This window comes from Pseudomonas sp. 2835, from assembly GCF_050435905.1.
GTDB lineage: Bacteria > Pseudomonadota > Gammaproteobacteria > Pseudomonadales > Pseudomonadaceae > Aquipseudomonas.
Genome location: NZ_JBNDLE010000015.1, coordinates 30,585 through 55,203, shown reverse-complemented (window position 1 = coordinate 55,203; position 24,619 = coordinate 30,585). Strand labels below are relative to the sequence as shown.

Annotated in this window: 27 protein-coding genes, 1 tRNA gene and 1 pseudogene; 12 read left to right on the top strand and 17 right to left on the bottom strand. The window is 60.0% G+C overall.

Going from position 1 to position 24,619, the window contains the following annotated elements; translation table 11 throughout:
* Nucleotides 1-42: 42 nt before the first annotated feature.
* From ABIE20_RS19935 to ABIE20_RS19925, 3 genes are read right to left on the bottom strand one after another with little or no spacing between them, the layout of a single operon-like run.
* The gene (locus tag ABIE20_RS19935; RefSeq protein ID WP_429506781.1) at nt 43-414 is read right to left on the bottom strand and encodes a response regulator; all 372 of its coding nucleotides are present in this window, start codon (nt 412-414) and stop codon (nt 43-45) included.
* Between the two features lie 19 nt (nt 415-433).
* A complete protein-coding gene (locus ABIE20_RS19930) occupies nt 434-1,879 on the bottom strand; it encodes an ATPase domain-containing protein (protein ID WP_429506897.1) in 1,446 nt (481 codons plus the stop codon).
* 1 nt (nt 1,880) lies between these two features.
* A complete protein-coding gene (locus ABIE20_RS19925; RefSeq protein ID WP_429506779.1) occupies nt 1,881-3,047 on the bottom strand; it encodes a two-component system sensor histidine kinase NtrB in 1,167 nt (388 codons plus the stop codon).
* A gap of 268 nt (nt 3,048-3,315) precedes the next feature.
* Here ABIE20_RS19925 and ABIE20_RS19920 point away from each other — a divergent pair, with 268 nt between their 5' ends.
* Nucleotides 3,316-3,510, top strand: coding sequence for a hypothetical protein (locus ABIE20_RS19920; RefSeq protein ID WP_429506777.1), 195 nt, complete (start codon nt 3,316-3,318; stop codon nt 3,508-3,510).
* Here ABIE20_RS19920 and ABIE20_RS19915 read toward each other — a convergent pair.
* Entirely contained in the window at nt 3,504-4,265 is a 762-nt protein-coding gene (locus tag ABIE20_RS19915) for an AraC family transcriptional regulator (protein ID WP_429506775.1), read from the bottom strand. The genes ABIE20_RS19920 and ABIE20_RS19915 overlap by 7 nt on opposite strands.
* A gap of 109 nt (nt 4,266-4,374) precedes the next feature.
* Here ABIE20_RS19915 and ABIE20_RS19910 point away from each other — a divergent pair, with 109 nt between their 5' ends.
* The 3 genes from ABIE20_RS19910 to ABIE20_RS19900 all read left to right on the top strand — a co-directional run bounded on the left by ABIE20_RS19910 (nt 4,375) and on the right by ABIE20_RS19900 (nt 5,916).
* Nucleotides 4,375-5,169, top strand: coding sequence for a sulfite exporter TauE/SafE family protein (locus ABIE20_RS19910; protein ID WP_429506773.1), 795 nt, complete (start codon nt 4,375-4,377; stop codon nt 5,167-5,169).
* A 103-nt stretch (nt 5,170-5,272) separates the two neighbouring features.
* Nucleotides 5,273-5,357: transfer RNA gene (locus tag ABIE20_RS19905), tRNA-Leu, on the top strand.
* A gap of 145 nt (nt 5,358-5,502) precedes the next feature.
* A complete protein-coding gene (locus tag ABIE20_RS19900; protein WP_429506771.1) occupies nt 5,503-5,916 on the top strand; it encodes a DoxX family protein in 414 nt (137 codons plus the stop codon).
* Nucleotides 5,917-5,955: 39 nt separating this feature from the next.
* Here ABIE20_RS19900 and ABIE20_RS19895 read toward each other — a convergent pair whose 3' ends face one another.
* Entirely contained in the window at nt 5,956-6,159 is a 204-nt protein-coding gene (locus ABIE20_RS19895; protein ID WP_429506769.1) for a hypothetical protein, read from the bottom strand.
* A 123-nt stretch (nt 6,160-6,282) separates the two neighbouring features.
* Here ABIE20_RS19895 and ABIE20_RS19890 point away from each other — a divergent pair, with 123 nt between their 5' ends.
* Both ABIE20_RS19890 and ABIE20_RS19885 read left to right on the top strand, forming a co-directional pair.
* The gene (locus tag ABIE20_RS19890) at nt 6,283-6,525 is read left to right on the top strand and encodes a hypothetical protein (protein WP_429506767.1); all 243 of its coding nucleotides are present in this window, start codon (nt 6,283-6,285) and stop codon (nt 6,523-6,525) included.
* 62 nt (nt 6,526-6,587) lie between these two features.
* Complete coding sequence (locus tag ABIE20_RS19885) at nt 6,588-7,253, top strand: SOS response-associated peptidase family protein (protein WP_429506765.1); 666 nt, start codon at nt 6,588-6,590, stop codon at nt 7,251-7,253.
* Here the strand turns inward: ABIE20_RS19885 and ABIE20_RS19880 are convergent.
* The 3 genes from ABIE20_RS19880 to ABIE20_RS19870 all read right to left on the bottom strand — a co-directional run bounded on the left by ABIE20_RS19880 (nt 7,217) and on the right by ABIE20_RS19870 (nt 9,209).
* On the bottom strand, nt 7,217-7,549 hold the full coding sequence (locus tag ABIE20_RS19880; protein WP_429506763.1) for a hypothetical protein: 333 nt from the start codon (nt 7,547-7,549) through the stop codon (nt 7,217-7,219). The two genes, ABIE20_RS19885 and ABIE20_RS19880, sit on opposite strands and share 37 nt — an antisense overlap.
* A 128-nt stretch (nt 7,550-7,677) precedes the next feature.
* Nucleotides 7,678-7,965, bottom strand: a complete 288-nt coding sequence (locus ABIE20_RS19875; protein ID WP_429506762.1) for a hypothetical protein — start codon at nt 7,963-7,965, stop codon at nt 7,678-7,680.
* Between the two features lie 68 nt (nt 7,966-8,033).
* Nucleotides 8,034-9,209: a zinc-dependent alcohol dehydrogenase gene (locus ABIE20_RS19870; protein ID WP_429506760.1), complete on the bottom strand. Its 1,176-nt coding sequence runs from the start codon at nt 9,207-9,209 to the stop codon at nt 8,034-8,036.
* Nucleotides 9,210-9,382: 173 nt separating this feature from the next.
* Here ABIE20_RS19870 and ABIE20_RS19865 point away from each other — a divergent pair, with 173 nt between their 5' ends.
* The 4 genes from ABIE20_RS19865 to ABIE20_RS19850 all read left to right on the top strand — a co-directional run bounded on the left by ABIE20_RS19865 (nt 9,383) and on the right by ABIE20_RS19850 (nt 11,431).
* Entirely contained in the window at nt 9,383-9,895 is a 513-nt protein-coding gene (locus tag ABIE20_RS19865) for a CinA family protein (protein ID WP_429506759.1), read from the top strand.
* The gene (locus ABIE20_RS19860; protein ID WP_429506757.1) at nt 9,892-10,401 is read left to right on the top strand and encodes a hypothetical protein; all 510 of its coding nucleotides are present in this window, start codon (nt 9,892-9,894) and stop codon (nt 10,399-10,401) included. Before ABIE20_RS19865 ends, ABIE20_RS19860 begins: the two co-directional genes overlap by 4 nt.
* Before the next feature lie 9 nt (nt 10,402-10,410).
* Nucleotides 10,411-10,860: a DUF421 domain-containing protein gene (locus ABIE20_RS19855; protein ID WP_429506755.1), complete on the top strand. Its 450-nt coding sequence runs from the start codon at nt 10,411-10,413 to the stop codon at nt 10,858-10,860.
* A gap of 100 nt (nt 10,861-10,960) precedes the next feature.
* Nucleotides 10,961-11,431 (top strand): hemerythrin domain-containing protein, encoded by a 471-nt coding sequence (locus ABIE20_RS19850; RefSeq protein WP_429506753.1) that lies wholly within the window; start codon nt 10,961-10,963, stop codon nt 11,429-11,431.
* A gap of 116 nt (nt 11,432-11,547) precedes the next feature.
* On the opposite strand, the gene ABIE20_RS19845 is transcribed toward ABIE20_RS19850, so the two are convergent.
* The 4 genes from ABIE20_RS19845 to ABIE20_RS19830 form a co-directional block, all read right to left on the bottom strand.
* A complete protein-coding gene (locus ABIE20_RS19845; protein WP_429506751.1) occupies nt 11,548-13,131 on the bottom strand; it encodes a sensor domain-containing diguanylate cyclase in 1,584 nt (527 codons plus the stop codon).
* A gap of 131 nt (nt 13,132-13,262) precedes the next feature.
* Nucleotides 13,263-13,619, bottom strand: coding sequence for an I78 family peptidase inhibitor (locus tag ABIE20_RS19840; protein ID WP_429506750.1), 357 nt, complete (start codon nt 13,617-13,619; stop codon nt 13,263-13,265).
* A 61-nt stretch (nt 13,620-13,680) separates the two neighbouring features.
* Nucleotides 13,681-14,124 carry an N-acetyltransferase family protein gene (locus ABIE20_RS19835; protein WP_429506749.1) on the bottom strand — a complete coding sequence of 148 codons (444 nt, stop codon included), beginning with the start codon at nt 14,122-14,124 and terminating at the stop codon, nt 13,681-13,683.
* Between the two features lie 28 nt (nt 14,125-14,152).
* Nucleotides 14,153-14,347 carry a hypothetical protein gene (locus ABIE20_RS19830; protein ID WP_429506747.1) on the bottom strand — a complete coding sequence of 65 codons (195 nt, stop codon included), beginning with the start codon at nt 14,345-14,347 and terminating at the stop codon, nt 14,153-14,155.
* 167 nt (nt 14,348-14,514) lie between these two features.
* Here ABIE20_RS19830 and ABIE20_RS19825 point away from each other — a divergent pair, with 167 nt between their 5' ends.
* Nucleotides 14,515-14,847, top strand: a complete 333-nt coding sequence (locus ABIE20_RS19825) for a YceK/YidQ family lipoprotein (protein ID WP_429506746.1) — start codon at nt 14,515-14,517, stop codon at nt 14,845-14,847.
* A 78-nt stretch (nt 14,848-14,925) separates the two neighbouring features.
* Here the strand turns inward: ABIE20_RS19825 and ABIE20_RS19820 are convergent, their stop codons facing one another.
* The 3 genes from ABIE20_RS19820 to ABIE20_RS19810 all read right to left on the bottom strand — a co-directional run bounded on the left by ABIE20_RS19820 (nt 14,926) and on the right by ABIE20_RS19810 (nt 16,717).
* Entirely contained in the window at nt 14,926-15,354 is a 429-nt protein-coding gene (locus ABIE20_RS19820; RefSeq protein ID WP_429506745.1) for a hypothetical protein, read from the bottom strand.
* Nucleotides 15,355-15,458: 104 nt separating this feature from the next.
* Nucleotides 15,459-16,310: a phage tail protein gene (locus ABIE20_RS19815; protein WP_429506743.1), complete on the bottom strand. Its 852-nt coding sequence runs from the start codon at nt 16,308-16,310 to the stop codon at nt 15,459-15,461.
* Between the two features lie 233 nt (nt 16,311-16,543).
* Nucleotides 16,544-16,717: a hypothetical protein gene (locus ABIE20_RS19810; protein ID WP_429506742.1), complete on the bottom strand. Its 174-nt coding sequence runs from the start codon at nt 16,715-16,717 to the stop codon at nt 16,544-16,546.
* Nucleotides 16,718-17,137: 420 nt separating this feature from the next.
* On the opposite strand from ABIE20_RS19810, the gene ABIE20_RS19805 reads away from it, so the two are divergent.
* Nucleotides 17,138-19,987, top strand: coding sequence for an HD domain-containing phosphohydrolase (locus ABIE20_RS19805; RefSeq protein ID WP_429506740.1), 2,850 nt, complete (start codon nt 17,138-17,140; stop codon nt 19,985-19,987).
* Between the two features lie 58 nt (nt 19,988-20,045).
* Here the strand turns inward: ABIE20_RS19805 and ABIE20_RS19800 are convergent.
* Both ABIE20_RS19800 and ABIE20_RS19795 read right to left on the bottom strand, forming a co-directional pair.
* Nucleotides 20,046-20,329 (bottom strand): annotated as a pseudogene (locus ABIE20_RS19800) (cyclase family protein); the annotation flags it as partial.
* Nucleotides 20,330-20,923: 594 nt separating this feature from the next.
* A complete protein-coding gene (locus ABIE20_RS19795; protein ID WP_429506739.1) occupies nt 20,924-24,550 on the bottom strand; it encodes a transporter substrate-binding domain-containing protein in 3,627 nt (1,208 codons plus the stop codon).
* Nucleotides 24,551-24,619: the final 69 nt, after the last annotated feature.

Sequence of the window (24,619 nt, the reverse complement as noted above, 5' to 3'; positions counted from 1 at the left end):
TGATCCTGCTACTGGCAACCCATCCGGTTGCAGTCACAGGCCTCAAGGCGCCTCGGGCGCGCCGACCAGTTCCTTCACTTTGGCAATCAGTTGCTCGATGTCGAAGGGTTTGTCGAACACGGCAGCGAACAGCCCGGGTTTGTCCCGCCCCTTGTGAGCCTGCGCCCCGCTCATCAATATGATCGGCAACTCCTGTAACTGCGGCTGCGCGCGGATACCGGTGGCCAAAGCCTCGCCATCCATCACCGGCATCATGTAATCGGTGATCACCAGCTCCACCCGCTTCTCTTTGAGCAAATCCAGAGCCTTCTGCCCATTGCCGGCCAGTTCGACGTCGAACCCCTCGTCCTCCAGGGCCCAGCCCAGGATATTGGCGATCAGGTATTCATCGTCGACGACCAGAATGGTACTCATGGTGTTGCCAGCCCCGTGCTCATGATCCAGGCACCTGTGAAGGCGTCCCGGACATCACCCCCGTGGCCTGGGTGAAGGCCTTTCGCAAATCGATACCGTGGTCGCTGATGACCAGCTCCAGCAGCGCCGGGTCGTAATAGCTGTCGCGGACCTTGAGGATCGACAGCAACCGCTTGAGCTCGGAGTCCATCTCGACAAAGCGCATCAGCAGCAGGTTGTCGACGATGCTCGAGAGGTCGGGCGCCGGCGCGTTGATTTCCGAACCGAAGATATCGCGCATCTCCCAGGTCGCCAGGACACTGACATCGCGCGCCCGCAGCTCGCCGGTCAGGGCGCGGAAGAATTCGTTCAGCCGCGTCGGGTTGCTCGCCAGGCGGGTGAACGCGCCGAGGCTGTCAATCAGTACGCGCTTGATGTTGTGCTGCTCGACCCGGCGCAGCAGGCGCATGCCGACATCATCGAGCACACCTTCGGTGGTCGGTTGCCAGGCAATGTGCAAGGCCCCGCCGCGCTCCATGGCGGCGAAGTCGTAGCCCAGGGCGCCGGCCTTGAGACGCAGGCGCTGCGGGGTTTCGTAAAAGCCGAAATGCAGGCCGGGTTCTGCCGCTGTTGCCGCACCGAGAAAGCTCACGCCCAGGGAGGTCTTGCCGATGCCCGACGGCCCCATCACCAGGGTCACCGAGGCCGCCGGCAGGCCACCGCCGAGCATGCGGTCAAATACCGGCACGCCGCTGGGGATGCGGGTCAGCTCGCCGGTGCCGTGACCGGTCGGATGGCTGTACAACGACTCCAGCCGCGGATACACCTGCAGGCCGTCTTCGGTGATTTCACATTCGTGAATACCCGACAACGCGCCACTGCCGCGGGTCTTGCGCAGCTGGATACGGCGCACCGAACGGCTGCCGAGCAACTCGTCGCCCAGTTCTACAACGCCATCGACCATGGTGTGTTCGGGGCTGCCATCCTCCAGCCGCGAGCTGGTCAAGAACAGCACGGTGCAACCGGCGAAGGCGGCGTGGCCATGCAGCTCGGCGATGAACTTCTTGGTGTCCAGCGGCGTTTCCGCGCGCGAGCGGGCATTGAGCAGGCCATCGACGATCAGCAGGCTGGCCTGGTGGCGGCTGATCTCGCCGCGCAGCAGTTTCACCACTTCATCCAGGCCCTCTTGCTCGAGGGTGTCGAAGGCGCTGACGAACTGCAGCTGCGCGCCGATTTTGCCCGGGTCGAAAAAGCTCAAGGTCGACAGGTACTGGAACAAGCGCTCGTGGGATTCGCTCAGCAGCGTCGCCACCAGTACCCTTCCGCCCTGGTTCACATGATTGAAGGCCAGCTGGTTGGCGAGGATGGTCTTGCCCGAACCAGGCCGGCCCTGGACGATATAGGAGGCACCGACCACCAGCCCACCCTTGAGCAGTTCATCGAGCCCAGGGATGCCGGTGGCCAGGCGTTTGAGTTGTTCCACGATGCTATGCACCTCCGCATTCAGGGTAGGGATCGAGGCTTGCGGTGTAGACCGGCAGGTAGACACTCATGCAGGTGCCCTTGCCCGGTTCGCTGCTGACGGTGACCGTGCCGTTGCTCTGCTTGGCGAAACCGTAGACCTGGCTCAGGCCCAGGCCGGTGCCCTTGCCAAAACTCTTGGTGGTGAAAAAAGGCTCGAAAATGCGCGGCAGTATCTTGCTGTCGATACCGCGGCCGGTGTCGTTGACGCTGATGCATACATAGCGCCCGAGCAGCCCGTCTGGACGGCCCTCGAGCGTGCAGTTGCGCGTCTGCATGCTGATCACCCCCTCACCGTCGATGGCATCGCGGGCATTGAAGATCAAGTTGAGCAAGACCATCTGCAACTGCCCGGGGTCGACTTCGACCTCCCACAATTCATCCGCCAGCGCCACTTGCAGCTCCACCGAGCTGGGCAGCGTCTGGCCGAGCAGCAGGCGTGTCGACTCGATCAGTTCGGGTACTTTGACGCGGCCCGACTTGAGTGCCTTGTGGCGAGCGAAACTGAGCAATTGCTGGGTCATCGTGCTGCCGCGCTCACCGGCATCGAGAATGTGTTCGAGCAGGCGCCGGGTACGTTGCGGGTCTCGGCTGTTGAGGGCCAGGCGCGCCGAGCCAATGATGATGGTCAGCAAGTTATTGAAGTCGTGAGCCATGCCCCCGGTCAGTTGGCCGAGGGCTTCGAGCTTTTGCGACTGGAACAGCTGGGCACGTACTTCATCGAGTTGCAGCGCCGCCTCGCGGCGGTCGGTAATGTCCCGGGTGATCTTCGCCAGGCCGACGATCTCGCCGTCCGGCGACCTGATCACATCCAGCGCCACCAGCGCCCAGAACAGCGTGCCGTCCTTGCGCTGGCGCCAGCCTTCGTCCTGCGCCCCGCCAGTGCTCAAGGCCCGCTCAAGCAGCCAGGCTGGCTTGCCATCGGCGCAATCTTCGGGGGTGAAGAACAACGAGAAATGCTTGCCGATCACTTCGTCGGCACGGTAGCCCTTGATCCGTTGAGCGCCTGCATTCCAGGACACCACGTGACCGTCGAGGTCGAGCATGTAGATGGCGTAGTCGACAACGGTTTGCACCAGCTGCTCGAAGCGGCTGGCATGCATGACATGAAGTTCGGAATCGGATGAGACCATGGCTGCCCCACGAAGCCGCAGATGGCTTGTCTGGATATGACAGCATACGCTGGAAGCGATTCCCTGCGCTGGTCTAAAAACTAGCCGGATTCTTCGCGAACCGCCAACTGATCGCGCGCCCGCCGAGAACAGCTCTGAGCGTTTTTTGGATCCAACATTAAACAAGCAATGGCCCAATGACAGCAGTGAATCAATTGCTCTATAGTCGCCCCGCACTTCAGACCTGCCATCTACCTCGAGGGAACGACGCGTGGCCGCAGACCTAAGAATGAAAGCCATACACGACGACCTGCAGGCTGCCGCTGCCGATCTGGAGCGGGTCTCGCTCGACCTGCGCGGGCACGTACTGTACCTGCAGCACTCGATTCACCAGGCCGACGCCGCAGCCGTGCTGGGCAGGATTGCCGGCCTGAGGACCTCGGTGGACGACTTGCGCGGCGTCGCTGATTCGATCAGCTACTGATCACGCAAGCTGCGCGGTGTCTGCCCCAGGGTACGACGGAACATACTGGAAAACGCCGCTGGGCTGTCATAACCAAGGTCCAGGGCAATCCGGGTGATCGCCTCGCCCTGGGCCAGCCTGGCCAGGGCCAGCACCACACAGGCACGCTGGCGCCACTGGCTGAAGCTCATCCCGGTTTCGACTCGAAACCAGCGCCCGAAAGTGCGCAGGCTGACATGCAGTTCACCCGCCCAATGCGCGGGCGACTGGTGCACATCAGGCATGCGCAAAAAAGCCTGGCAACGCATGAGCAGCGCCGGGTCACGCGGCAGCGGGATATGAAACGGCAAGCTGGCCGCTGCCCGCAGCTCATGCAACAGCAGGTTGACCAACGCCCCGTCCCTACCCTGCAGGTCGTACTCCAGCTCCATCTCCACTGCCGCCAGCAGCAGTTGGCGCATCAGCGCTGAAACCTCCAGCACCTGGCACTCGCCCGTCAACATCAGCGCCTCGGCTTCGATGTACAGGCTGCGGGTGCTGACGCCGAGCATCAGCACTTCATGCTCCACCCCCGGGGCTATCCATACCGCGCGTTGCGGCGGCACCACCCAGTCGCCGGCAGGCGTACGCACCTGCATCACCCCGGTCGCGCCGTACAGCAATTGCGCACGCCGATGACTGTGACGCGCCAGAAGAAAGCCGTCGGGGTAATCGGTGCCGATGGCGACCACGGCACGCGGTGTGGCATCGAGCAGGTTGATCGAAACGTTGTACATGGGACAGATCCGTGGCCGATTCACGATCATTATTGACCGTTTTGCTCACGCAGGCCAAAACCCTGGTACTTACCCTGTCGCTCCTGATCAACTGAAGGACGACCTTTCCATGCTCTTTTTGCTCCTGGCCCTGTTCGGCTGCCTGAGCGGCATCACCACCGTGCTGTTCGGCTTTGGTGGCGGCTTCGTCGTCGTGCCGCTGTTGTATCACCTGCTGCGCTCAGATCCTGATACCGGCGGTTCGGCCATGCAGATCGCGGTGGCCACCTCTACCTGCGTGATGATCGTCAGCGCCGCACTGGCCACCCTCAAGCATCGGCGCGCCGGCAATCTCAAGCGTGAATACCTGTGGCCGCTGGCGGCATACATTGCTGTCGGCGCAGTGTTCGGCGCCGCCCTGGTGGGCGCCCTGGCCAGTGAATGGCTGCGCTGGGGGTTTATTTTCTACCTGGCCTTCACCCTGCTCGACTGTCTGCTGCGCAGGGGTTTTCTGCACCACGACGGCCAGGCCCCGGCGCGCCCGCTCGGGCCCATGAAAAGCGTCGGTTGCGGCGTATTGATCGGCACCGTCGCAAGTAGTTTGGGGGTAGGCGGCAGCGTCATGAGCGTGCCGTTGCTGCGCCGCCGCGGGTTGGGCATGACCCAGGCCACGGCCATGGCCAGCCCGCTGACCTTGCCGGTGGCGCTGGCGGCGACAGCGACTTACCTGATGACTGCCAGCCGTGATCTCGGCACGGGGTTTGTCGCTTACGTCGATCTGTCGGCGTTTATTCTGCTGGCCCTGGGCGCCTGGCTCGGCACCCGGCTGGCGGCGCGCTGGATCGGCAGGATCGATGACCGCAAGCACGCGCAGGTCTATCTCGGGCTGCTCGCCCTGGTGCTGCTGAGCATGCTCTGGAGTTAGCCTGAGGCGCCGCCCAGAGCCCTGCGCGCGGTTGACTGGAATATAACGATGGGTTATAAAGCTCGCTTGATTGAGGGAACAAATGCATTTTCCTCAAGCCAGTGCGAGTGTGGTGGAATTGGTATACACAGCAGACTTAAAATCTGCCGGCGTGAGCCTTGCGGGTTCGAGTCCCGCCACTCGCACCATTTTTTGAAAAGGCGCCTTGATGGCGCCTTTTTGCTGCCTGGCGTTTGCCCAGCGCGTCCCTTATGCCCTTTTTGTGCGGGTACAGCCGCAAATCCTTCCGGCAGCTGCTAAGGTAAAATTGCCCAATAACGAAGGAAGGCCGCCATGCGCTATACCCTGTTCGACAACCAGCGCGACGTTATCATCCTGCTGGCGCGGATTCTGCTGATGATCCTGTTCGTGATGTCCGGCTGGAGCAAGCTTACCGGCTTCGAGGGCACGGTCAGCTACCTGGCGTCCCTCGGCGCCCCGGCGCCCACGGTGGCTGCTGCGGTGGCGGTGATCATGGAGTTCTTTGTCGCCATCATCCTCATCCTCGGTTTCTACACCCGCCCGCTGGCGTTCCTGTTTGCCCTGTTCGTGATCGGTACCGCGCTGATCGGCCATCCGTTCTGGACCATGGTCGAGCCGGCAAAAGCGGCCAACACCGTGCAGTTCTTCAAGAATATGAGCATCGTTGGCGGCTTGCTGTTGCTGTCAGTCACCGGTGCCGGGCGCTTCTCGGTAGACGGGCGCTGACCTGAAGCGGCCTCATGGTGTCAGCCCCACGGCTGGCGCCTAGAGGTCGTCGAGGGTATCAACGCCCTCGTCCCAGAAAGCATCGTCATCCCCCGCACCTTCGCGGGTTTCCTCGTCATCGTCATCCTGCGGATCGAACAACGGGTTGACCTCGTCCTGCGGCTCGTAATCGTCTTCGGCAAACTCATGGTCAAGCAGGTGATCATGTTCGGGTTCGTGAATGTCCAGATTGTCGTCGTTCATCTCAGGGTCCTGTAGCATCGGGAACGTGGGGGCGCCTGTATAAGCCCAGAGGTGCGCGCCGTCAATCCCAGCCTGTGCTGGAAGCCCATGCTGAAAAGGGAAGCAACCTGCCAAGGAGCGACAGTGAAATACCTGCTGATCTTCATCGCCAGTTATGGCACCACCTACTTCGTCGTCGGCTCGGTCATCGAGGCCCGGCTGCAGGACCTGGCCGAGCACCTTCGCTACCGCGAACAGGCACCGACCAAGGCCCAGTACCTGCGCGAGGTCAGGCCCAGCGTGCAGCGCTCCAAATTTGAGGCCAGCGCCTGGCTGGGAACCTTGTTGGCCCTGGGCGCATCGTTGTTGGTCTGGTCGCTGAGTTGAACGGCCTCTGCCCGCGCCAACGTCTATCCTCCATCGGTAGGCACCTCGCGGAGCAACACGCCATGTGCGGCAGGTTATCCCAGTACCGTGGCATTCACGATTTTGTCGACGCCCTGGGCATGTCCGACGCCCTGGTCAACAACGTCGGCGATCACCCCCTTGCTCATTACAACGTGGCACCGACCACCGGTGTGGCGCTGCTGCATATCCAGGCAGGTACCCTGCAGGCTGACCTGCTGCCTTGGGGCTGGCGCCCGCACTGGGCCCGGGATCGCGCCGCGCCGATCAATGCGCGGGTGGAGAAGGTCGCCCATGGTCCGTTCTTTCGCGCCATCTGGCCGCAGCGGGCCATCGTGCCGATCGACAACTGGTTCGAATGGGTGGATGAAGGGGCTGCGAAAAAGCAGCCCTACCTGATTCGCCGCAGCGATGGCCGCCCTGCCCTGTGCGCCGCCATCGGCCAGTTCAGCGGCGAGCATGCCGGGTTTGTCATTCTCACGGCAGATAGCGAAGGTGGCCTGCTCGACGTGCACGACCGTCGCCCTATCGTGCTGGCACCGGCTGTCGCCCGGCAATGGCTGGACCCGGCCACCGCTGGCGAGCACGCCGAACAGATGGCCTTGAACCTGGGCGAACCGGCCGCACAGTTCGAGTGGTACCCGGTCAGCGCCGCCGTCGGCAATGTGCGCAATCAGGGCGTCGAGTTAATTACCCGCAAATCGCTGTAGGCATTGCGCGAGGGTAATGCCTGTAGCTCGATGACTTCAGCAGCAATCGCCCGGCAGCGTTTTACGCCCCAGACCATCGCCCGCGTCAGCGTTACTTCGTCGAGACGGTCATGGTATTCCTCGACCACAGGCAGACCGGCACTGGTATAAACCCCGAGAAACAACTGAGTACAACCACTGCGCGAAAGCCGCGCCTTGACATCAAGCGTGATTCCGGACTCCAGCGATTCGATATGCTCCTGGCTGTGCAGTTGGCAGTCTGCCCAGGCCCAATAGTGCGCGCCTCTGTACCTCATTATTATTTTCCTTGGTGAGTCGGCAGCACACGAAAGATATATAAAAAAAGTATGAAACAGAAGAACTCAATTGGCTGTTGAACAGGGAGCAATAGAGCCAGTCGCTATAAAGCGTTAATGCCTGGACTTTACAGTAACGACACATACCAACCCATAAACGCAAGCAGCCCGATGCCCTGCAAAATCAATAGCGTAGCGGCGCCGGCTGGCTTGCCGGCAAGGTACCAGTAAGTGCCGACCAGCGGCAGGCACACACCATTGGTGATACCCAGGGTTAACACTGCAAGTGCGCTGCCCAGGCCGGGAAACGGACCACCTGGGCTGGCCAGGATAACGATGAAAATACCGCCGCCAATTGCCGCAACAATAATGGCCACCGCTGCAAACAAACGTTGCGCCAGAAAAGGGTCGTCCATGATCAATCCTTTGCAGAGTTGAGGCGGGCATCTTACCCATGCGCGACAGCTTTATCACCCACCATTGCTCAACGGGCGCCGGGCACCAGGATGACTTTGCGACAATCCTCCTGCTGCTTGTCGAACAACGTGTAGCCTTGCGCTGCCTCTTCCAGCGGCAAGGTGTGGGTAACAATATCCTGTGGCTGCAGGCGCCCGGCTTCGATATGTTCGAGCAACTCGGGCAGGTAGCGCTGAACATGGGTCTGGCCCATCTTGAAAGTCAGCCCCTTGTCGAAGGCATCGCCAAACAAAAAGCCGTGGATAAACCCGGCATACACTCCCGGCACACTGACTACCCCAGCTCTTCTGACCGCCGCGATGCACTGGCGCAGGGCCTTGCCGCTGCTGCCTTCTATCTTCAGGGTAGTCAGCACGGTTTCGGTGGCACTGCCCTTGGCTTCGAACCCTACCGCATCGATTGCCGCATCCACGCCACGCTTGCCCGGGGTTTGCTGGATGATGCTGTCGGCCGGGTCATCATCCTTGGCAAAGTTGATCGGGACCACGCCATAGGCCTGTTGCGCATAGGCCAGCCGATATTCGCACTCATCGACCATGAAGATGGTCTGGGCGCCGAGCATGCGAGCACACGCCGCGCTGAGCAAGCCGACCGGGCCAGCACCGTAAATGGCCACGCTCGAGCGTTGGCCAATCTCGGCATTGAGTACCGCTTGCCAGGCCGTTGGCAGGATGTCGGATAAAAACAGCACCCTATCGTCACTCAACGCCTGCGGGACCTTGAAAGGCCCGACATTGGCCTTGGGCACGCGCACGTACTCCGCCTGACCACCTGGAATGCCACCGTACAAGTGGCTGTAGCCGAACAGTGCAGCGCCTGGGGGGATGCCCTTTTTGTTGATGATCGCCCCGCGCCCGGTATTGGTGGTTTCGCAGGCGGCGAACAGCTCGTGCTGACAGAAAAAGCAGGCGCCGCAGGCGATCACAAAGGGAATCACCACCCGGTCACCCCGTTGCAGGCCACTGACCTCACTGCCGGTCTCTTCAACGATGCCCATGAACTCATGGCCAAAGATGTCGCCATGCTCGACCGCTGGAATCTTGCCGCGGTACAGGTGCAGGTCCGAGCCGCAAATAGCCGTGGCGGTAACCCTGAGGATCACATCGTCTGCTTGCTCAATGCGAGGATCGTCGACGGTCTCGACCCTGACGTCATGAGCCCCGTGGTAAGTGAGTGCGCGCATGGTGTTCTCCAGAAAAGCCTGCGGGAATCGGATGTCTCTGAACTAGTGAATGTCGCGCTGCTGCACGAGTTCAGATAATCGGCGACGGCGCAGGACCAACGGTGCGCCCAGGCCGATAGAACCTACTGCTCGCCTCAAGGGTCCACCGCATACCAACCCGGCGGGAGTGCGCCATGGACCAGCTCAAGGAACACGTGCAAGGCGTCTGCGATTACCTGCAGGCCCACGGGCTGATGCTCACTACGGCCGAGTCCTGCACCGCCGGTTGCATCGTCGCGCTGCTGTCGCAGATTCCCGGCAGCGGCTGCGTGCTGGAAAGCGGATACGTGGTGTATTCACCCGAGGCCAAGCAGCGCCTGCTCAAGGTCAGCGCGGACACCATCGCCCGCTTCGGCCTGACCAGTGAGGCGGTCGCCCGGGAGATGGCCCTCGGTGCCTTGCGCAACAGCCAGGCCAATAGCGCTGTCGCCACCACAGGCGTCGCCGGCCCCGAGCCCATGGACGGCATCCCGCCGGGTACGGTGTGCCTGGCCTGGGTGTTCGCCGAGGGTGGCGAGCAAGCGGTGTTTACCCGCACGGTGCGCTTTTACGGCGAGCGCGAAGAGGTCATGCAGCAAGCTGCGGTGCACGCCTTGAGCGGCATCGAATACTTTCATCAGCGCTACCAGGAGGGTGAACGCGCATGAGCACATCGGACGAGTTGCACAGCCGTACGGCACCGGTCAATGAAGACATGGCCCTGCAACGCAAGGTCTGGCGCTTCGAACGCGCGGGCTGGTACGCACTGGTGGTGATCATGGTGCTGGCACTGGCGGGGCTGTTCGCCGACGGTCCCTTGAGCAGCCGGCACATCCGCAGCGCCGACGGCCGACTGGACCTTCGCTACGAGCGCTTCAGCCGCAATGGCGCCACCGAAAGCATGCTGCTGCGCGTTCGCGGCGGCGCCGACAGCACAGTCGAGGTGCTGCTCGGTGGCAGCCTGCTCAGCGGCTTGAATATCGAGACCCTGCACCCACAGCCGCTGCGCTCCGCCTCCCAGGGCAAAGCACTGCTGTTGCAGCTGCGGACCGACCATCAGGGCATGGCCACCCTCTACCTGACCCTTCGCAGCAACAACACCGGCAGCTACCGCGGGCACGTGCGCATCGGCCCGAACTCAGCGCTGGACTTTCGCAAGTTCATCTATCCCTAGGGGGCCGCCATGGATTCCGTGTTCCGCGCCGCCGCGATGTACCTGGCCCTGCTGGTGCTGTTCAAGATCGCCGGCCGGCGCTCACTGTCAGACCTGACAACCTTCGACCTGGTGCTGCTGATGATCATCGGCGAGGCTACCCAGCAAGCGTTGCTGGGCGATGACTTCTCGTTCACCAATGCAGTGCTGGTGATCGTCACCTTGATTGCCCTGGACGTCGGCATGTCCCTGGCCAAGCAACGTTCACGCAAGCTGGCGCGGGTGATCGACGGCAATGCCACCCTGGTGGTCGAACATGGGCGGTTCTTGCACCAACGCATGCGTGAAGCACGGTTGACCGAAGAAGACATCCTCGAATCGGCGCGGGCAAACCAGGGCCTGGAGCGGGTCAAGCAAATCAAGTACGCCATCGTCGAACGCAATGGCAAGATCTCGATCATCAGCGAAGAGCCCGGCTGAAAAGTACTGTTCGGCAATCCGGTTGAATCCCTGGCAATGGGCCGAGTCACTACTTACGCAAGGCCCCTTTTCAACCATCCGCTTTATCGAGGATCCACTGATGAATGCCATCGACCTGCTCAAAGCCGACCACCAAACCGTCAAAGCTCTGTTGACGCAATTGAGCGAATCTACCGAGCGCGGCATCAAGAAGCGCTCGGAACTGCTGGCCAAACTGGAAATGGAAGTGGCTGTGCACACCCGCCTTGAAGAGGAGATCCTCTACCCTGCCTACAAGAAAGCCGGCGCCAAGGAGCAGGTGATCATGTACCACGAGGCCAAGGAGGAACACCGCACCGTCGATTCGCTGGTGCTACCCGACCTGAAAGTCACCGACCCCGGCACGCCCGAGTTTTCCGGGCGGGTCAAAGTGCTCAAGGAGCTGCTGGAGCATCACATCGAGGAAGAAGAAACCGAAATGTTCCCGCAAGCCAAGAAGCTGCTCGGCAAGGACGTTCTCGACGCCATGGGCGAGCAAATGGAAATGATGAAAGCTCAGTACAGAAAGGACATGGCCAAGCAAGCGGCCTGAGGTTTCTCCTGACGGGCGTTGTGCTCGTAGCCCGCTTCGGCGGGCTTTTTTGTTGCCCGCATCACGGGCCAGGCCCGCTCCCACAGGGCATCGCGTGCCATGCGCGCGACGGATGGCTAGCTGCTGGCGCTCGCCCGCCATTCGCTCAGGCCATCGATCAGGCACCAGCCATTGCGGCCTTTATCCTTGGCCCGGTACAGCGCCGAATCGGCGGCGCCCATCAGCGTGTCGGCCGCCACCGGCTCTTTGACCGGGTAGCCCAGGGCTATACCGGCACTTGCCGTGACGCGCCCCGTGGGACTTTTCTCATGCTTGATCGCCAGTGAGCGGATGGCCTCGAGGATATCCTCGACAATACTGCTGGCCCCCGCGGCATCGGTGTTGGGCAGCAGCAGGGTGAACTCCTCGCCACCGTAGCGCACGGCCAGATCCCCGGGCCGCTTAAGGCTGCCTTGAATGGCCGCGCCCACCGCTCGCAGGCAATCGTCACCCGCCGGATGCCCATAGTTGTCGTTGAACAGCTTGAAATAATCCAGGTCCATCATCACCAGCGCCAGCGGGTAGCGCTGACGCTTGGCCCGGCGGATTTCTTCCGCCAGGGCATTGTCGAGCCGGCGCCGGTTGCCCAGGCCCGTAAGGCTGTCGCTCAAGGCCAGGTCGCGGACTGTCTGGTGCGCACGGCGCAAGGCCGCCTCCATCACAATGCGCTCGCGCAGTTGCCTGAGCACCAAGGCGCCAAAGCTGCCCAGGCCAACCAGCAGCAACAGCAGGACCACCGCAGTCTTGATCAGGTCTTCCCGCCAGGGGTCGACGATCGATGCCCGCGACAGCCCGACCTCCACCACCAGCGGATAGGCATCCAGGGCTTTGTAGGCATAGAGGCGCTGAGTACCGTCGACCACTGCCGTGGTTTCGACGACACCTTCGGGAGCTAACGGAAGGTAGTCCTGGAAAATCTCGCTGCCGGCCAGGCTGCCGCCAATGACCCGTTCGACAAATGGCCGACGGACCAGGATGGTGCCGTCACGCTTGGCCAGTACCAGCGCGCCACGGTCATCAATCTTGAACGCGCCGTAGAACTCGACGAAGTAATCGACTTTGACGGTGCCCAGCAGCACCCCGAAAAAAGACCCGTCGGGGTTATCGAGGCGCCTGGAGATGGGAATGATCAGATCGCCGGTCGATCGACTTTTGACTACCGCGCCGATGTACACACCGCGACTCTTGTGGGTGCGGTGGTACTCGAAATAATCGCGGTCGGCATTATTGGCATTGGTGGGTGTATCGCTCTTGTCAGTCACAATCCAGTGGCCGTCCGTGCCGTACACGAACAACCCGTGCAACTGCGGCATCAACCTGGCTTGTTGCTTGAGCAGGCGGTGCAGGCGCGGGATGTTCATCCGGGTAAAGCCGTCACCTTCGAGCCGTTCGCCAAGCATGGCGGTGACTACATCGACCTGGCGGATGGCGTCTTCGGCATGTTGGGCAGTGGCGCTGGCAAGGTTGGTCACCGAATCATGGGCGCTGGCGAAGGCGTGCCGGTAGTCACGCCAGATGCGCCAGCCCTCGATGCCGACGAACAACAGCACAACCACCAGCATGAAGCTCAGGATCAAGCGGAACAGCGGTGCCGAACGCCCTTCGCGTGGCGAGAACGACTCAGCGGTTTCTTGCCCGTTCAGGTCATCGGATGGGTGCATACAGGTCCCTGTTCCATAAAACTCCCACCACAGTAATAAACCACCTCCGGACCGACTGATAACGCTTGCCGTTTAACATAGACCACCAAGGCCCGCGCACCTAGCAGCGACGTGCAAAAAGTACTCTGATGCTAGCCACAGAACGCCGAATAGATCCGCTGCTGCTCATTGACCTCAAGGTTCAGCCGATCAGGTACATAACTCAGGTCGCGACCAGGCGTCGACAGCACGCGTACCGAACTCACGCCCGACAGCACCTTGGCAACCAATAATACTTCCTTGCCAACTTCCTGGCCGAACAGGATCTGCACGGGCTCTGACGAGCACGCCTGAACGTCGCTGGTGTAAGCACTGGAGTCTTCGCTGATGGCATCGGCGAGCTCGACGATCACCACGTTGAATACCAGCCAGCCAACCAGCACCAGGGCGAGACCGAGAATGAGGGTGGGGAGCGCATCGAGCACACCCCGTGCTGCACTGTTGTCCATAAAGAGCGCCTTGAAAGCCAGCTCAGACCGATCAGACAAAAGCGAGTTCCCTGGCCGCAGGTCACCGGTGGACGTGTTTGAAATACACCAGTTCCGGGTCGTGGTCGTCGAGGTTCTCGATCACACCGCTGGGCACAAAGCCCGCCTTGAGGATGAGCTTGCGCGAAGCAAGATTGGATTGGTTGGTCGATACGAACAGCTTTGCGGTTCTGCACGCCGCCTCGGCGGCAGCCAGAAGCTGCGTGGCTACGCCCTGGCGTTGATGGTCAGGTGCCACGACCACCAGGCTGACAAAGCCGTTGTCAAAAAAATGGTATGTAAGCACGACGTAGCCGATCACTGTACCTGCGCGCAATGCCACCAAACACTGCTGCTTGCCGACCGACGCTTCAAGCAAATGCCCTCGCTCGGGGTGCGTGCTGGCGTAGGAATCGAATGCGAGCATTGCACTCACATCCTCTAGCGTAGCCGGGCGAATCAACGGGGGATATTGCACGCTGTTCATGTGGCCTCCTGCCTGTCGTTTGCGCTGTTTAACCCTGGCCCAGCAGTGCCGCGTTCGCCTGGCGCACCATCGCGACCCACTCCCCCGGGCTAACCCGACCAGACTGCTCGAGTTGCTGCGCGGCCATCAGCGCCTGATCATACTCTGCTTCCTGCAATCTGCCGTCCCCCAGGAAGCGGGCCCGCCATTCCAGAATCGCCGCCGTCCCTTTGTTCGTCTCCATCCCCGCCCCCAAGTGCACTGAAAACAGGTGCGCGACCGGGTCGCCACCTGAGCGGCGGCGAGATTACAGGAGAACGATAGTTTTGAGAATGCTTCGTAATACCGTTTGTCGTCGAAATTGGCAGGCAACAGCAGTACAATCCTCTCACTTGAGCATGGATGCACATAATGAAATTCGTGAACTTGTTTTTGCTGTCAGTGATGCTGACCGGGTGCGGAACAATCGATACGGTCTTCAGGGATGACCGGGTAACAAGCCAAAAACTTGCCCATTGGCAATCACATTGTGATTCCGTCCCTCGGGTCTACAGCGGCGCTGTGCTGGACTTCTGCGCCCTGCATGCACCGCCCTGGCAGCAAACAGGCCTCGAAGGCCAGCCGTCGACTTCATTGATGCTGCTAGACCTGCTGCTCTCAGCTGTCTCCGACACCCTGGTGCTGCCCTATACGATCTACCTGCAAGACAGGGATGGATCAATTCCGAAGTCGCGGCTGCAGTGAAGCCCCATGCAGACCGTTCTGGTAGGTGAGGCAGCAATTCTACCTCACCCCCCTGAAACCCCATCCAGGGACTATCGGTCACTGCTTCGGTGGTGGACACTCAGCTTGCAGATAAGCCATCGAATACGTGAAATGCCTGTCGAAAGTAAAGGGTGCCGTACCAGGCGCAGTCCATTCGGCGTAATTGCCAGTCATGCTGGCAGGGCTGTCCAGCCTACCCATTGCGATAGTCGCGACATTGCCGATGCGTGAGATAGGAACGCTTCCGTACCAGTGCACATCTTTTTCATTCTTGAACCAGCTGCCCTTCCAGTTTGGCTCACTGGTGGAGTACCAGGTGTTATCGGCTGTGAGGCAGACAGTCTGCACGGTCGCTGCAGCACCACCCGGAACGGTAAATGTCGACATTCGCCAGAGGCCAACCGGCGAACTATCAGCGTGTGCTGCGCCAACAGATCCTGCGGCGAGGCCGAACAAGAGTGCAAAACGCGTAAAGCTTCCCTTCATGATGTTTCTCCATGGATACGTGCGGTTTCGGATTGAGCCCCGGGAATTTGCCGCGTCTGCATGTCGTCGCGAAAAAACGCCAGCGCTCAACCCGAGCAATCTATTCAGTACTTGATGAGTGCGAGCATTGCGACGTTACGTGGACGCGTCACCCCCGAATAGCCACGGTCAAGGCCAACTCCAGGCAAGGGGAAGTTGTTGATCGCATCGGCGCCGCCGATGGTGACGGTTGCGTAGTCGTTGACCTCGTATGGGTCGACGCCCATAGCCACTTGCGAAGCCGCACCGGTTTTCAGTGAAGTACAGGCACTCCAGACGCCGTTAGCCTTGTTGTACTCCGTGGTGTCGTAGGTCTGCAGGGTGCCTTTCTGCCGCGAACCGAACACGCGGCCCGCATCCACCCCTCTGCCGCCGTCAAAGCCGCGGATGAACTCGCCACGCAAGTCAGGCAGTGTGAAGGTAGAGGTACCATCGCCTTCGCCGTAAGTCGTGCCGATGGCGGCAAAAAGCGCCGCATAGGTGCAACGCGATACCGCTGCGCCATCGGCCTTTAGCCAGCCGGCAGGAACGGTATTGGCAGCCGAGTATTTCACATCACCCGGCGCAGCTCCCGACGCGATGGAGATCTGCCCCAGGGTTACTGCGTGATGGCTACGGGTTGCATTGGCGACCTGTTGCGCGCCGCCGTCACAGCTGAGCAATACCCAGCACAACGCGCCGCCATTGAGCAAAGGGCCGATATGCGAGACCAGCGTGACGTTGCCGCCAGCAACGATCTCGTCACCCTGCAGCGGTTGCCCACCCAAACCAAAAATAGGGGCCGCCGCGAGCCCATCAGGGGCATAGGTCGCATCGGCCGGGTTGGTCATCGAGGCGCGAAAATACTGAACCACGCCGTTGGTGGTAGGCAGAGCTGGAAAAGGAAGCGAGTTTGAAGCGGTGTAGATAATTGTCATCTGACTTTCCTTGTTAGTTGACATGAAAAATGGGGACGCGCCTGGCGTTTTTCGCCCTTGCAAGGGCAGCCTTGGCTGCGTCAAAACACTGTATGTACATACAGTATTATTGGCAAGCAAAAAATCACGCGCGCACAAAAAAGCCCCGCAGATGTTGATGTGCAGGGCTTCACTTGATAAATGCGGCAACGCTTGCCAAGGTCGGGGCGCCTTTGCAATGCCCGCTGCCGCCTTTAATTTTTGGGTTGTTCCGCTGGGTCCGCAGGCTTGCTTGGCGAGTCAGGTTGCTGCATCTGTAACGAGGGTTTGCTTCGGTCAGTGTCCTTGTCAATGTGCTTGGGCTCGTCAAAGCACCCCTGGAGCAGGACCAGCGCCGCTGTTGTGACAAATGCTTTGATGATGTTCATCTTCTTACCCTCCGGGCTGAACGCTTGTCGTGCGTGTTACGGCCTGTTGCGACCTGTTGCCGGGTGCGTTCTCGTCAATATCCATGGCGGCTCTCCTTTCTGATGCGCGGGATATCCGTGCTTAAAGTTGAGAGACGGCAAAACAAGGCAAGTGCCACGCAGTGGACGAATGGGCACTTGAGGATAGAACTATCGGAGCGCTATCCGCATGGCCTGAACGGTTGTGAGCTGAGCAACAATGACTTCAAGGCAGACCTGATCTGGCGCGAGCCGCCCAGACCCGGGGCGGCCGCCAGGCTGCTGACGGGAGTCGTCAGGCGCCGAGCCCAGCCTGCGCGGATTAGCAGCTAAGCTTTTCGCGATTGGGCTTCAAGTTCCTGCTACCTGTCGATGAGTGCCAAGAGCGCAAGGTCAACCGCCATGAATGAACAGAGGCGCAGCTTCTCCCTGCAATGGATGGTGGCGCTGGCCATCATGCTGGGGCTGTTGTTGCTCGGTGCAGGCCTCGCCTGGCAGGGCTATCGGGGGATCCAGAAAGCACTGGTGGCAGCCGCGGGCGATTCCGCCCAGCAGCTTGGCAAGACCATCGACGAACGGGCCCGGCGCCTGCTCGACCCGGCGCAGAGCAGCATTCGACTGCTGGCTTTCAACCCGGCCGCAAGCTCCCTGGCCGAGCGCCTGGAGCAGGTACCGCAGTTGATCGACAGCCTCAACGCCAACAAGATGCTCAGCGCCGTTTACATCGGCTACCCCAGCGGCGAATTCCTGCTGGTGCGCCGTTTACGCGATCCGCACCTGCTGCAGCGCTTCAGCGCACCGGCCGGCAGCCGCTACCTGGTACAGAGCGTCAGTAAAGCCGGTGACGGCGCGCTGCAGGGCGAATGGCGTTTCTATGACCAGCAAATGACCCTGCTGCAGACGCAGGCAAAGCCGGACTATCGCTACGACCCGCGTCCGCGCCCCTGGTTCATCAAGGCCTCGGGGCAGTCCAGCACCGTGCTGACCCGGCCCTATGTGTTCTTCACCACCCGCGAGGTCGGCGTCACCCTGGCCCAGCGCAGCATCGACGGCGCAGCGGTTATCGGCATGGATGTCTCGGTCGATGACCTGGCCAGCGAGAGCCGGGACCTGCGCATGACCGCCGGTACCGAGACGGTGGTGATCGACCCGCAGGGCAATGTGGTGGCGTATCCGGATTTGCAGCGGGTTATCGTCCACGAAGCTGAGGCGGTGCGCCTGTCACACATCGCCGAGTTAGGGGTACCCAGCCTTGAACGCTTGTATGCCAATCCGGACCAGGGCGCCGAGCCGCAGCCTTTGCAGGTGCAAGGCAAGACCTGGTACGGCATGCGCATCCCGCTGACGACCCTGGCCGGGCAGGACCTGCAAGTGCTGATCGCGGTACCTGGCAACGAACTGCTTGCCGACGCACGCAAAGTGCTGTGGGAGCAGTTGCTCTGGACAGCCGTACTGATGGCCGTGCTCCTGTTACTGGGGGGCGTGCTTGGCCAGCGCATTGGCCACTCGCTGCACCTGCTGGCCGAACAAGTACGAGGCCTGGCCGGTTTTGATTTCACCCGCGAGGTGGGAGTGGATTCGCAAGTGACCGAGGTGCGTGAGCTGAGTCGAGTGTTGAGCCAGATGTCCGCAACCATCCTCAACTTCCAGGCAATCACCCTCACGCTCAGCCGCGAAAGCCACCTGGAGCGCATGCTCGACGGGGTGCTTAGCCATCTGGTGGACGCCTCAAGAGCAAGCGCTGGCGCGGTCTACCTGTTCGATGCCGAGCATGCGTTACTGCGCCTGGCCGCCTCCTGCCGAAGCGGGGATTACCCTGGCGAGCTGGCGATCGTCGAGGGCGACCATGAGGATCTGCCCGCCACCGTGATGCGCGCCCTGAAGCTGGGCGAACGCAGCCATGCAGTAGTGCTCAGGGACCGCAGCCAGGCGCTGCTCGGCATTCTGCTGTTGCAACTGCACGATGAGCAACCCAGCGAAGGGATTAACCAACCCTTCCGCCGCTTTGTCGAGCAATTGTCCGGCGCTGCAGCTGTGGCCATCGAGACGCGCCAGTTGCTCGAGGCCCAACAACAGCTGCTGGATGCCATGATCAAGCTGCTGGCTGATGCCATCGACGCCAAGAGCCCCTATACCGGCGGCCATTGCGAGCGGGTACCACAACTTGCGCAGATGCTGCTCGACCAGGTCGCGCAGGCCGACAGCGGCCCCTATGCCGATTTCAGCATGACCGAAGCCGAGCGCTATGAGTTCCGCGTCGCCGCCTGGCTTCACGATTGCGGCAAAATCACTAGCCCCGAGCATGTGGTGGACAAGGCGACCAAACTTGAAGCCCTGTACAACCGTATCCACGAGGTGCGCATGCGTTTCGAGGTGCTCTGGCGCGATGCCGAACTCGCGTATTGGCAAGGGATCGCCAACGGCGAACAGCCGCACCTGTTGCAACGAACACTGGAGGACAGCCAGGCCCGATTGCAGGAAGATTTCGCCTTCGTCGCCAGATCCAATATCGGTCGCGAGTTCACGGACGAGGCCGACATCGAGCGATTGCACCAGATTGGCCAGCGCCGCTGGCGACGGCATTTCGACAACCGGCTGGGCATTTCCCGCGACGAAGAAGAACGCTTCAAGGACGTGCCGCCGGCGCAGTTGCCAGTGGACGAGCCACTTCTGGCCGACCGACCCGAGCACCGGCTACCCTGGGGCCTGCGCAAGCCGCCGGTGGTCAAGGGCGACCCGGGCAACCGCTGGGGCTTCGACATGCACCTGCCGGCCAACGCCAGCAACCTGGGCGAACTGTACAACCTGTCGATCCGGCGTGGCACGCTGAACGACGAGGAGCGCTTCAAGATCAACGAACACATCGTGCAGACCATTGTCATGCTCAACGCCCTACCGTTCCCGCGCCACCTCAAGCGCGTACCGGTCATTGCCGGCAACCATCACGAGAAGATGGATGGCAGTGGTTATCCGCGTCGGCTGGGCAAGGATCAGCTGGGCATTGCCGAACGGGTGATGGCGATCGCTGACATTTTCGAAGCACTGACCGCCGCAGACCGACCGTACAAGGCGCCGAAGACCTTGTCAGAGTCGGTGAAGATCATGGTGTCCATGGCCCGCCACAACCACATCGACGGGGAACTGTTGCGGCTGTTCCTCAGTAGCGGGGTCTACCGGCAATATGCCGAGCAGTTCCTGCGGGCCGAGCAGATTGATGAGGTGGATGTGGGGTACTGGTTGGGGCAGATATAGTGGCGCACCACGCTGCCCAGCAGCGCGGGGTGCCTGAAACCGGTGGAACGCAATACCCTCAGTGAATTGGCAAGGCCATTGGGCGCATCGGCGCCGCATCCGCTCCACGCAGTTTCAAAGAGGCTCCCACGAAAGCGAATTGGTAAACCTGGTCCTTGGAAAGCCCTTCCAGATTCACCTGCTCGATAATCGGTGCGCCCTGCATTGCCAACAGATAGGTTTGCAGCGGCAGGTAGTTACCCTCGACCTCCGAAGGAAAGGTCTCAAAACTCAGGTTATCGGCACCGACAACCATCGCGCCGCTGTCCTCACCAGAAATTTCGCAGCATCCAGGCTCAGGCCTGAGATTCGGCCTCCAGGCGCAGGCGTTCGATTTGCCGAATCAGCGGCTCGCCGGCCTCGACAACACCTTCCAGGGTCTTCTTCAAGCTCTACCACTCCAGCCATTGGTCAAGGCAGTATATGCCTCACATAGCCTCCGCTGATGCTCCAACAGAGATTGGGTTCGGATTTCGAATCCGTTTTGGCCACATTTGTAATTTAGGTTATCCAAAAAAAACAATAATATCAGTGGCTTCAACGCAGCTTGACGCAACAGCACTCCACACCATTCGGGGCACCTATTCCCCCAATATTCCCCCAAGATTTCTGCTTGAGCTTTGTCCAAAGCTTCGAACCATCTCGGCTCATATTCAAGCGTTCGTGACGCCTGACAGACCGACTTCGCATCCATTCAAAGCGCCTGACCGGTTCTACCCGATGGTAGCCCCGTCAGTGGCCGCTGTGACTGGAGGGGGTCAAGGAATAGGCGACTCCACTACAGCTGTGGATGAGACGTATACACGCTGCTCAACGTAAAGCAGTTGCCATCGCAAACACTATCAACAGAGACGCCTGATCAAGGCTCATCAAAAGGCTATGATTGTTGGCTCAGCGCTACTTGTAAGTCATAAGCGCCTGCTCCAGGGCATCGATAGCAGCTTGAACCTCTTCCACCGCATGGCTGATCTGGCTCTGATATATCTCCGGTTTACGGCACAAAATCTCCAGTTGATGACAACGTTCAACCAGTTGCTCAGCTGTTACCACCCTTGCAGCGCCCTTTATTCGGTGTGCCAGCTCCGCCAGCTTTTCGAACTGATCTTCCTGCAAAAAGATAGCAAGAGCTTTACGATCCTTACGGTTGTTATTGATCAGCTCGTCAAGAATCTGTCTAAACTTCTCGGGCTCGCTGCTGATCAATATTTCTAAGGGACCAAGATCGACCAAGCTCGTTGAATAAGGCGTAGTCTCTAGTCGTTCCGTATACCGCAAGTCGATCTCAGGGGTTTCGTTCTTAGAGCACTGCAACAAGCGAGCGTCCAATTCATCCAAAGCAATCGGTTTAATAAGACAGTCATTCATGCCAACCTTGAGACAATGCTCTATCTCCTCAGGTTGCGCATCGGCGGTCAACCCTATGATTATGGAAGCTTCCGACCCTTGCTCCTGCTCCACCTGCCGTATTGCCTGGGTTAATTCGGCACCGCTCATTACTGGCATGTGGCAATCGGTGATTACAATATCGAAAGCGTGATCACGCCAGCATTCAAAAGCCAGCTTGCCGTTTTCTGCTTCGCTTACATCGTGACCTAGAAAGTTCAGCTGCTGACGCAGCACTTGTCGATTGACCTGATGATCATCGACTATCAAGACTTGCAAGCGATACCGCTGCTGGATTACCGGCTGCACTGACAACGGTGTCCAATTGACATGCTCAAGGATCTGCAGGTGTAATTCGACTTCGACACGAGTTCCCCTGCCTAAAGCGCTGCTCAGACTCATCTGACCGCCCATCATTTCGCAAAGCGAGCGACTAATCACTAGCCCCAACCCGGTCCCTTCGGTTTGTTGTAGGTTGCGCTGAGCCTGGACAAATGGACGGAATAAGCGTTGCTGATCTTCAGAGCTAATGCCCACCCCCGTGTCTTCGACACTGAGTCTGACCTTGAGCTGGTTTGCTTGGTTCAATATGCCACTGATACTGAGTTTGACTGATCCCGCTTCAGTAAATTTGATTGCGTTGCTGACTAGGTTTGAAAGGATTTGCTTGAATCGCAATGCGTCGATCAGTACATCACAGCTGATACTCGAATCCATATCGAGAATCAGGTTTAAGCGTTTCTGCCTGGCAAGCCCCTCGAACACCCTCGCCACCGACTCAACCAGTTCACGCAGGTTCGCCCGCTTGGGCGACAGACTCAGACGTCCCGACTCGATTCGGGCGATATCGAGGATATCGCCGATTAACTCCAGCAGGCTTTTTGCCGATTTATGAGCGATCTCAATGCTAGCGCGATCGATCGGCTGGCTGTCGGCGCGCTTAAGTGCAAGCTCGAGAATGCCGATCACTGCGTTCATCGGTGTTCGGATTTCGTGACTCATGGTGGCCAGGAAGCTGGTCTTGGCGCGGCTTGCGTCATCCGAATGGGCCTTCGCTTCGCGTAACTGCGCCACCAGCTGGCGGTGCTCTGTGATGTCCAGCCAGCCACAGATGACGCCCTTTGTCACCCCTTTGGAGTCCTGAAACGGTTGCACCCAGTGGTTGATCCACGCCTCCTTGCCCTGGAGCTGCACGGCATGTACCGACTCGATCGTCTGCCCATCGCGCATCGCCTGAAAGTAGTTGCGATGAAAGTCCGGGATGCTCTCGAAGTTTTCCTTCGGTAACTGGCGAACCGTTTTATGCAGCACCTCGTCGGCGCTCAAGCCAACGCTTTTGAGGTAGCTGCGGTTGCACGAAAGCATCCGCCCCTTGGTATCACGGACATAGAGCGGCGGCGGCATGCAGTCGGTTAGGGTCTCGACAAACTGCAACTGATCGTTGAGCATACGTTCGGCCTTGAGCCGGGCCTTGATCTGCCTACGCAGGTAAAACACCCACACCAGCGACAGCAACAGCAACAGCGCTGCAGCGGCGACAATTTCAGTGATCAGGCGCTCGTAATCGACCCAGGTCTGACCACTCATGCCCGGTGGCGAACGCCAGCGGTTGGAAATCGCATTGAGCTCGTCCGGTGCAATGCTCTGCAAGACGGTGTCGATGATCGACTGCAGCTCTACATCACTGCGGCGCATTGCGAAATTGACCGTAGCCGGCCCAACATCCACTATCTGGTTGATGGCAAGTTTGTCGCGGAACAACCGCTCGATGTAATAGCGCGCAGCAGGCAACGCCACCATCGCAGCATCAGCATTGCCTTCATAGAGCATGTTCATTGAATCCAGCGAGCCTCCCGCCTCCACCACCCTGGCTTCGGGGTAACGCTTGCGCAGTTGTTCGATGGCCACATGACCTGTTGGAACCGCCACACGCTTGTCGATCAAATTGCCCAGCTTGCCTTGCCGGTCAATGTTGCTGAGCAATACAAAGGGACTGTTGAGAAGTGGCCGGGAAAAGCGCAGGTATTCCTCGCGCTCGGAGCTAGCCGTCATCAGTGCCAGATCTGCCTTGCCCTTTTGCACCGCTTCGATAATCTGGGGGAAGCCACCACTGCGGGAAACCACTTCAAAATGCAGACCGGTACTGAGCGTAACCACTTCAAGAATATCGGCGATTCCTCCTGAAAACACCCCGCTAGCATCGAAATACGCGCCCGGCGCCAGGTCATCATTGATCACCAGGCGTACCACCGGATGCCGCTGTATCCAGCGTGTTTGCTCTAAGGTGAGGCTAACGGGGTCTTCACTAGGGATGAAGCTGTTGCCCACCCATCGCTTGGCTAAATTGCGCAACTGATCTTCGCCGATGGATGTGAGGGCAACATTGAGAAGCCGTTGCATACGCGTGTTATCGACCTTCAGCGCATAACTGTAGTCGCCCCCGCGAACGTCCGAGAAACGCTCAAAACGGACAAAGTTGTAAAATGCACGATTGATTAGGTAATAGGCGCTGTATAGGTCGTCCAGGTAAACATCCGCCTGCCCAAAGGCGGCAGCGGCAATCGCTTTGTCGTGGTCGGCGTACACCCTAACATCGGCCCGCGGGTAGCGGTGTTTGAGCTCAGCGCTATGCTCATGGGTGATCGCGACACGCAAGCCGGCAAGATCAGGGGGTGAATGCCGGGGTTCGGCACTGCGCTTGAACACCGCCAGCTGGTCCTTGGCGTAGGGAATGCTCAACAGCAGGTCGGGGCGAGGCTCAGTGCTGCCGTGAACACTGATGACATCGACACTACCGGCCTGTAATGCATTGCGCGCGTCCTGCTCATTGGCAAAGGGAACTACCTTCACCTGCAAGCCCAAAAGTTGAGCGACTAGAGCGGTTGCATCGGCGCTGATACCTTCGTACAGGTTATCTTGGGCATAGACTGAAAACGGCGCGGACTCGGTTGCATACACACCAACCTTGAGCTCGGCCTTGTGCCGCAGCCAATGCCAGTCTTCAGTCGAGATCGCCATATCGTGACGATCGATACGCAGCTGGCTGGACAGCACCTGCGGGGCCAAAGGCATGGTGGCAGCCAGCACCGGCAAGCTGCTCAACAGAAGTCCGATGGACAGGCAGAAAGAACGTAGATACATGCGAGATAGAAAACCGAAAGAGCCTGGGGGATCGCCGCTAGTAGCGGCGCAATAGTAGTTCAAAGCGGG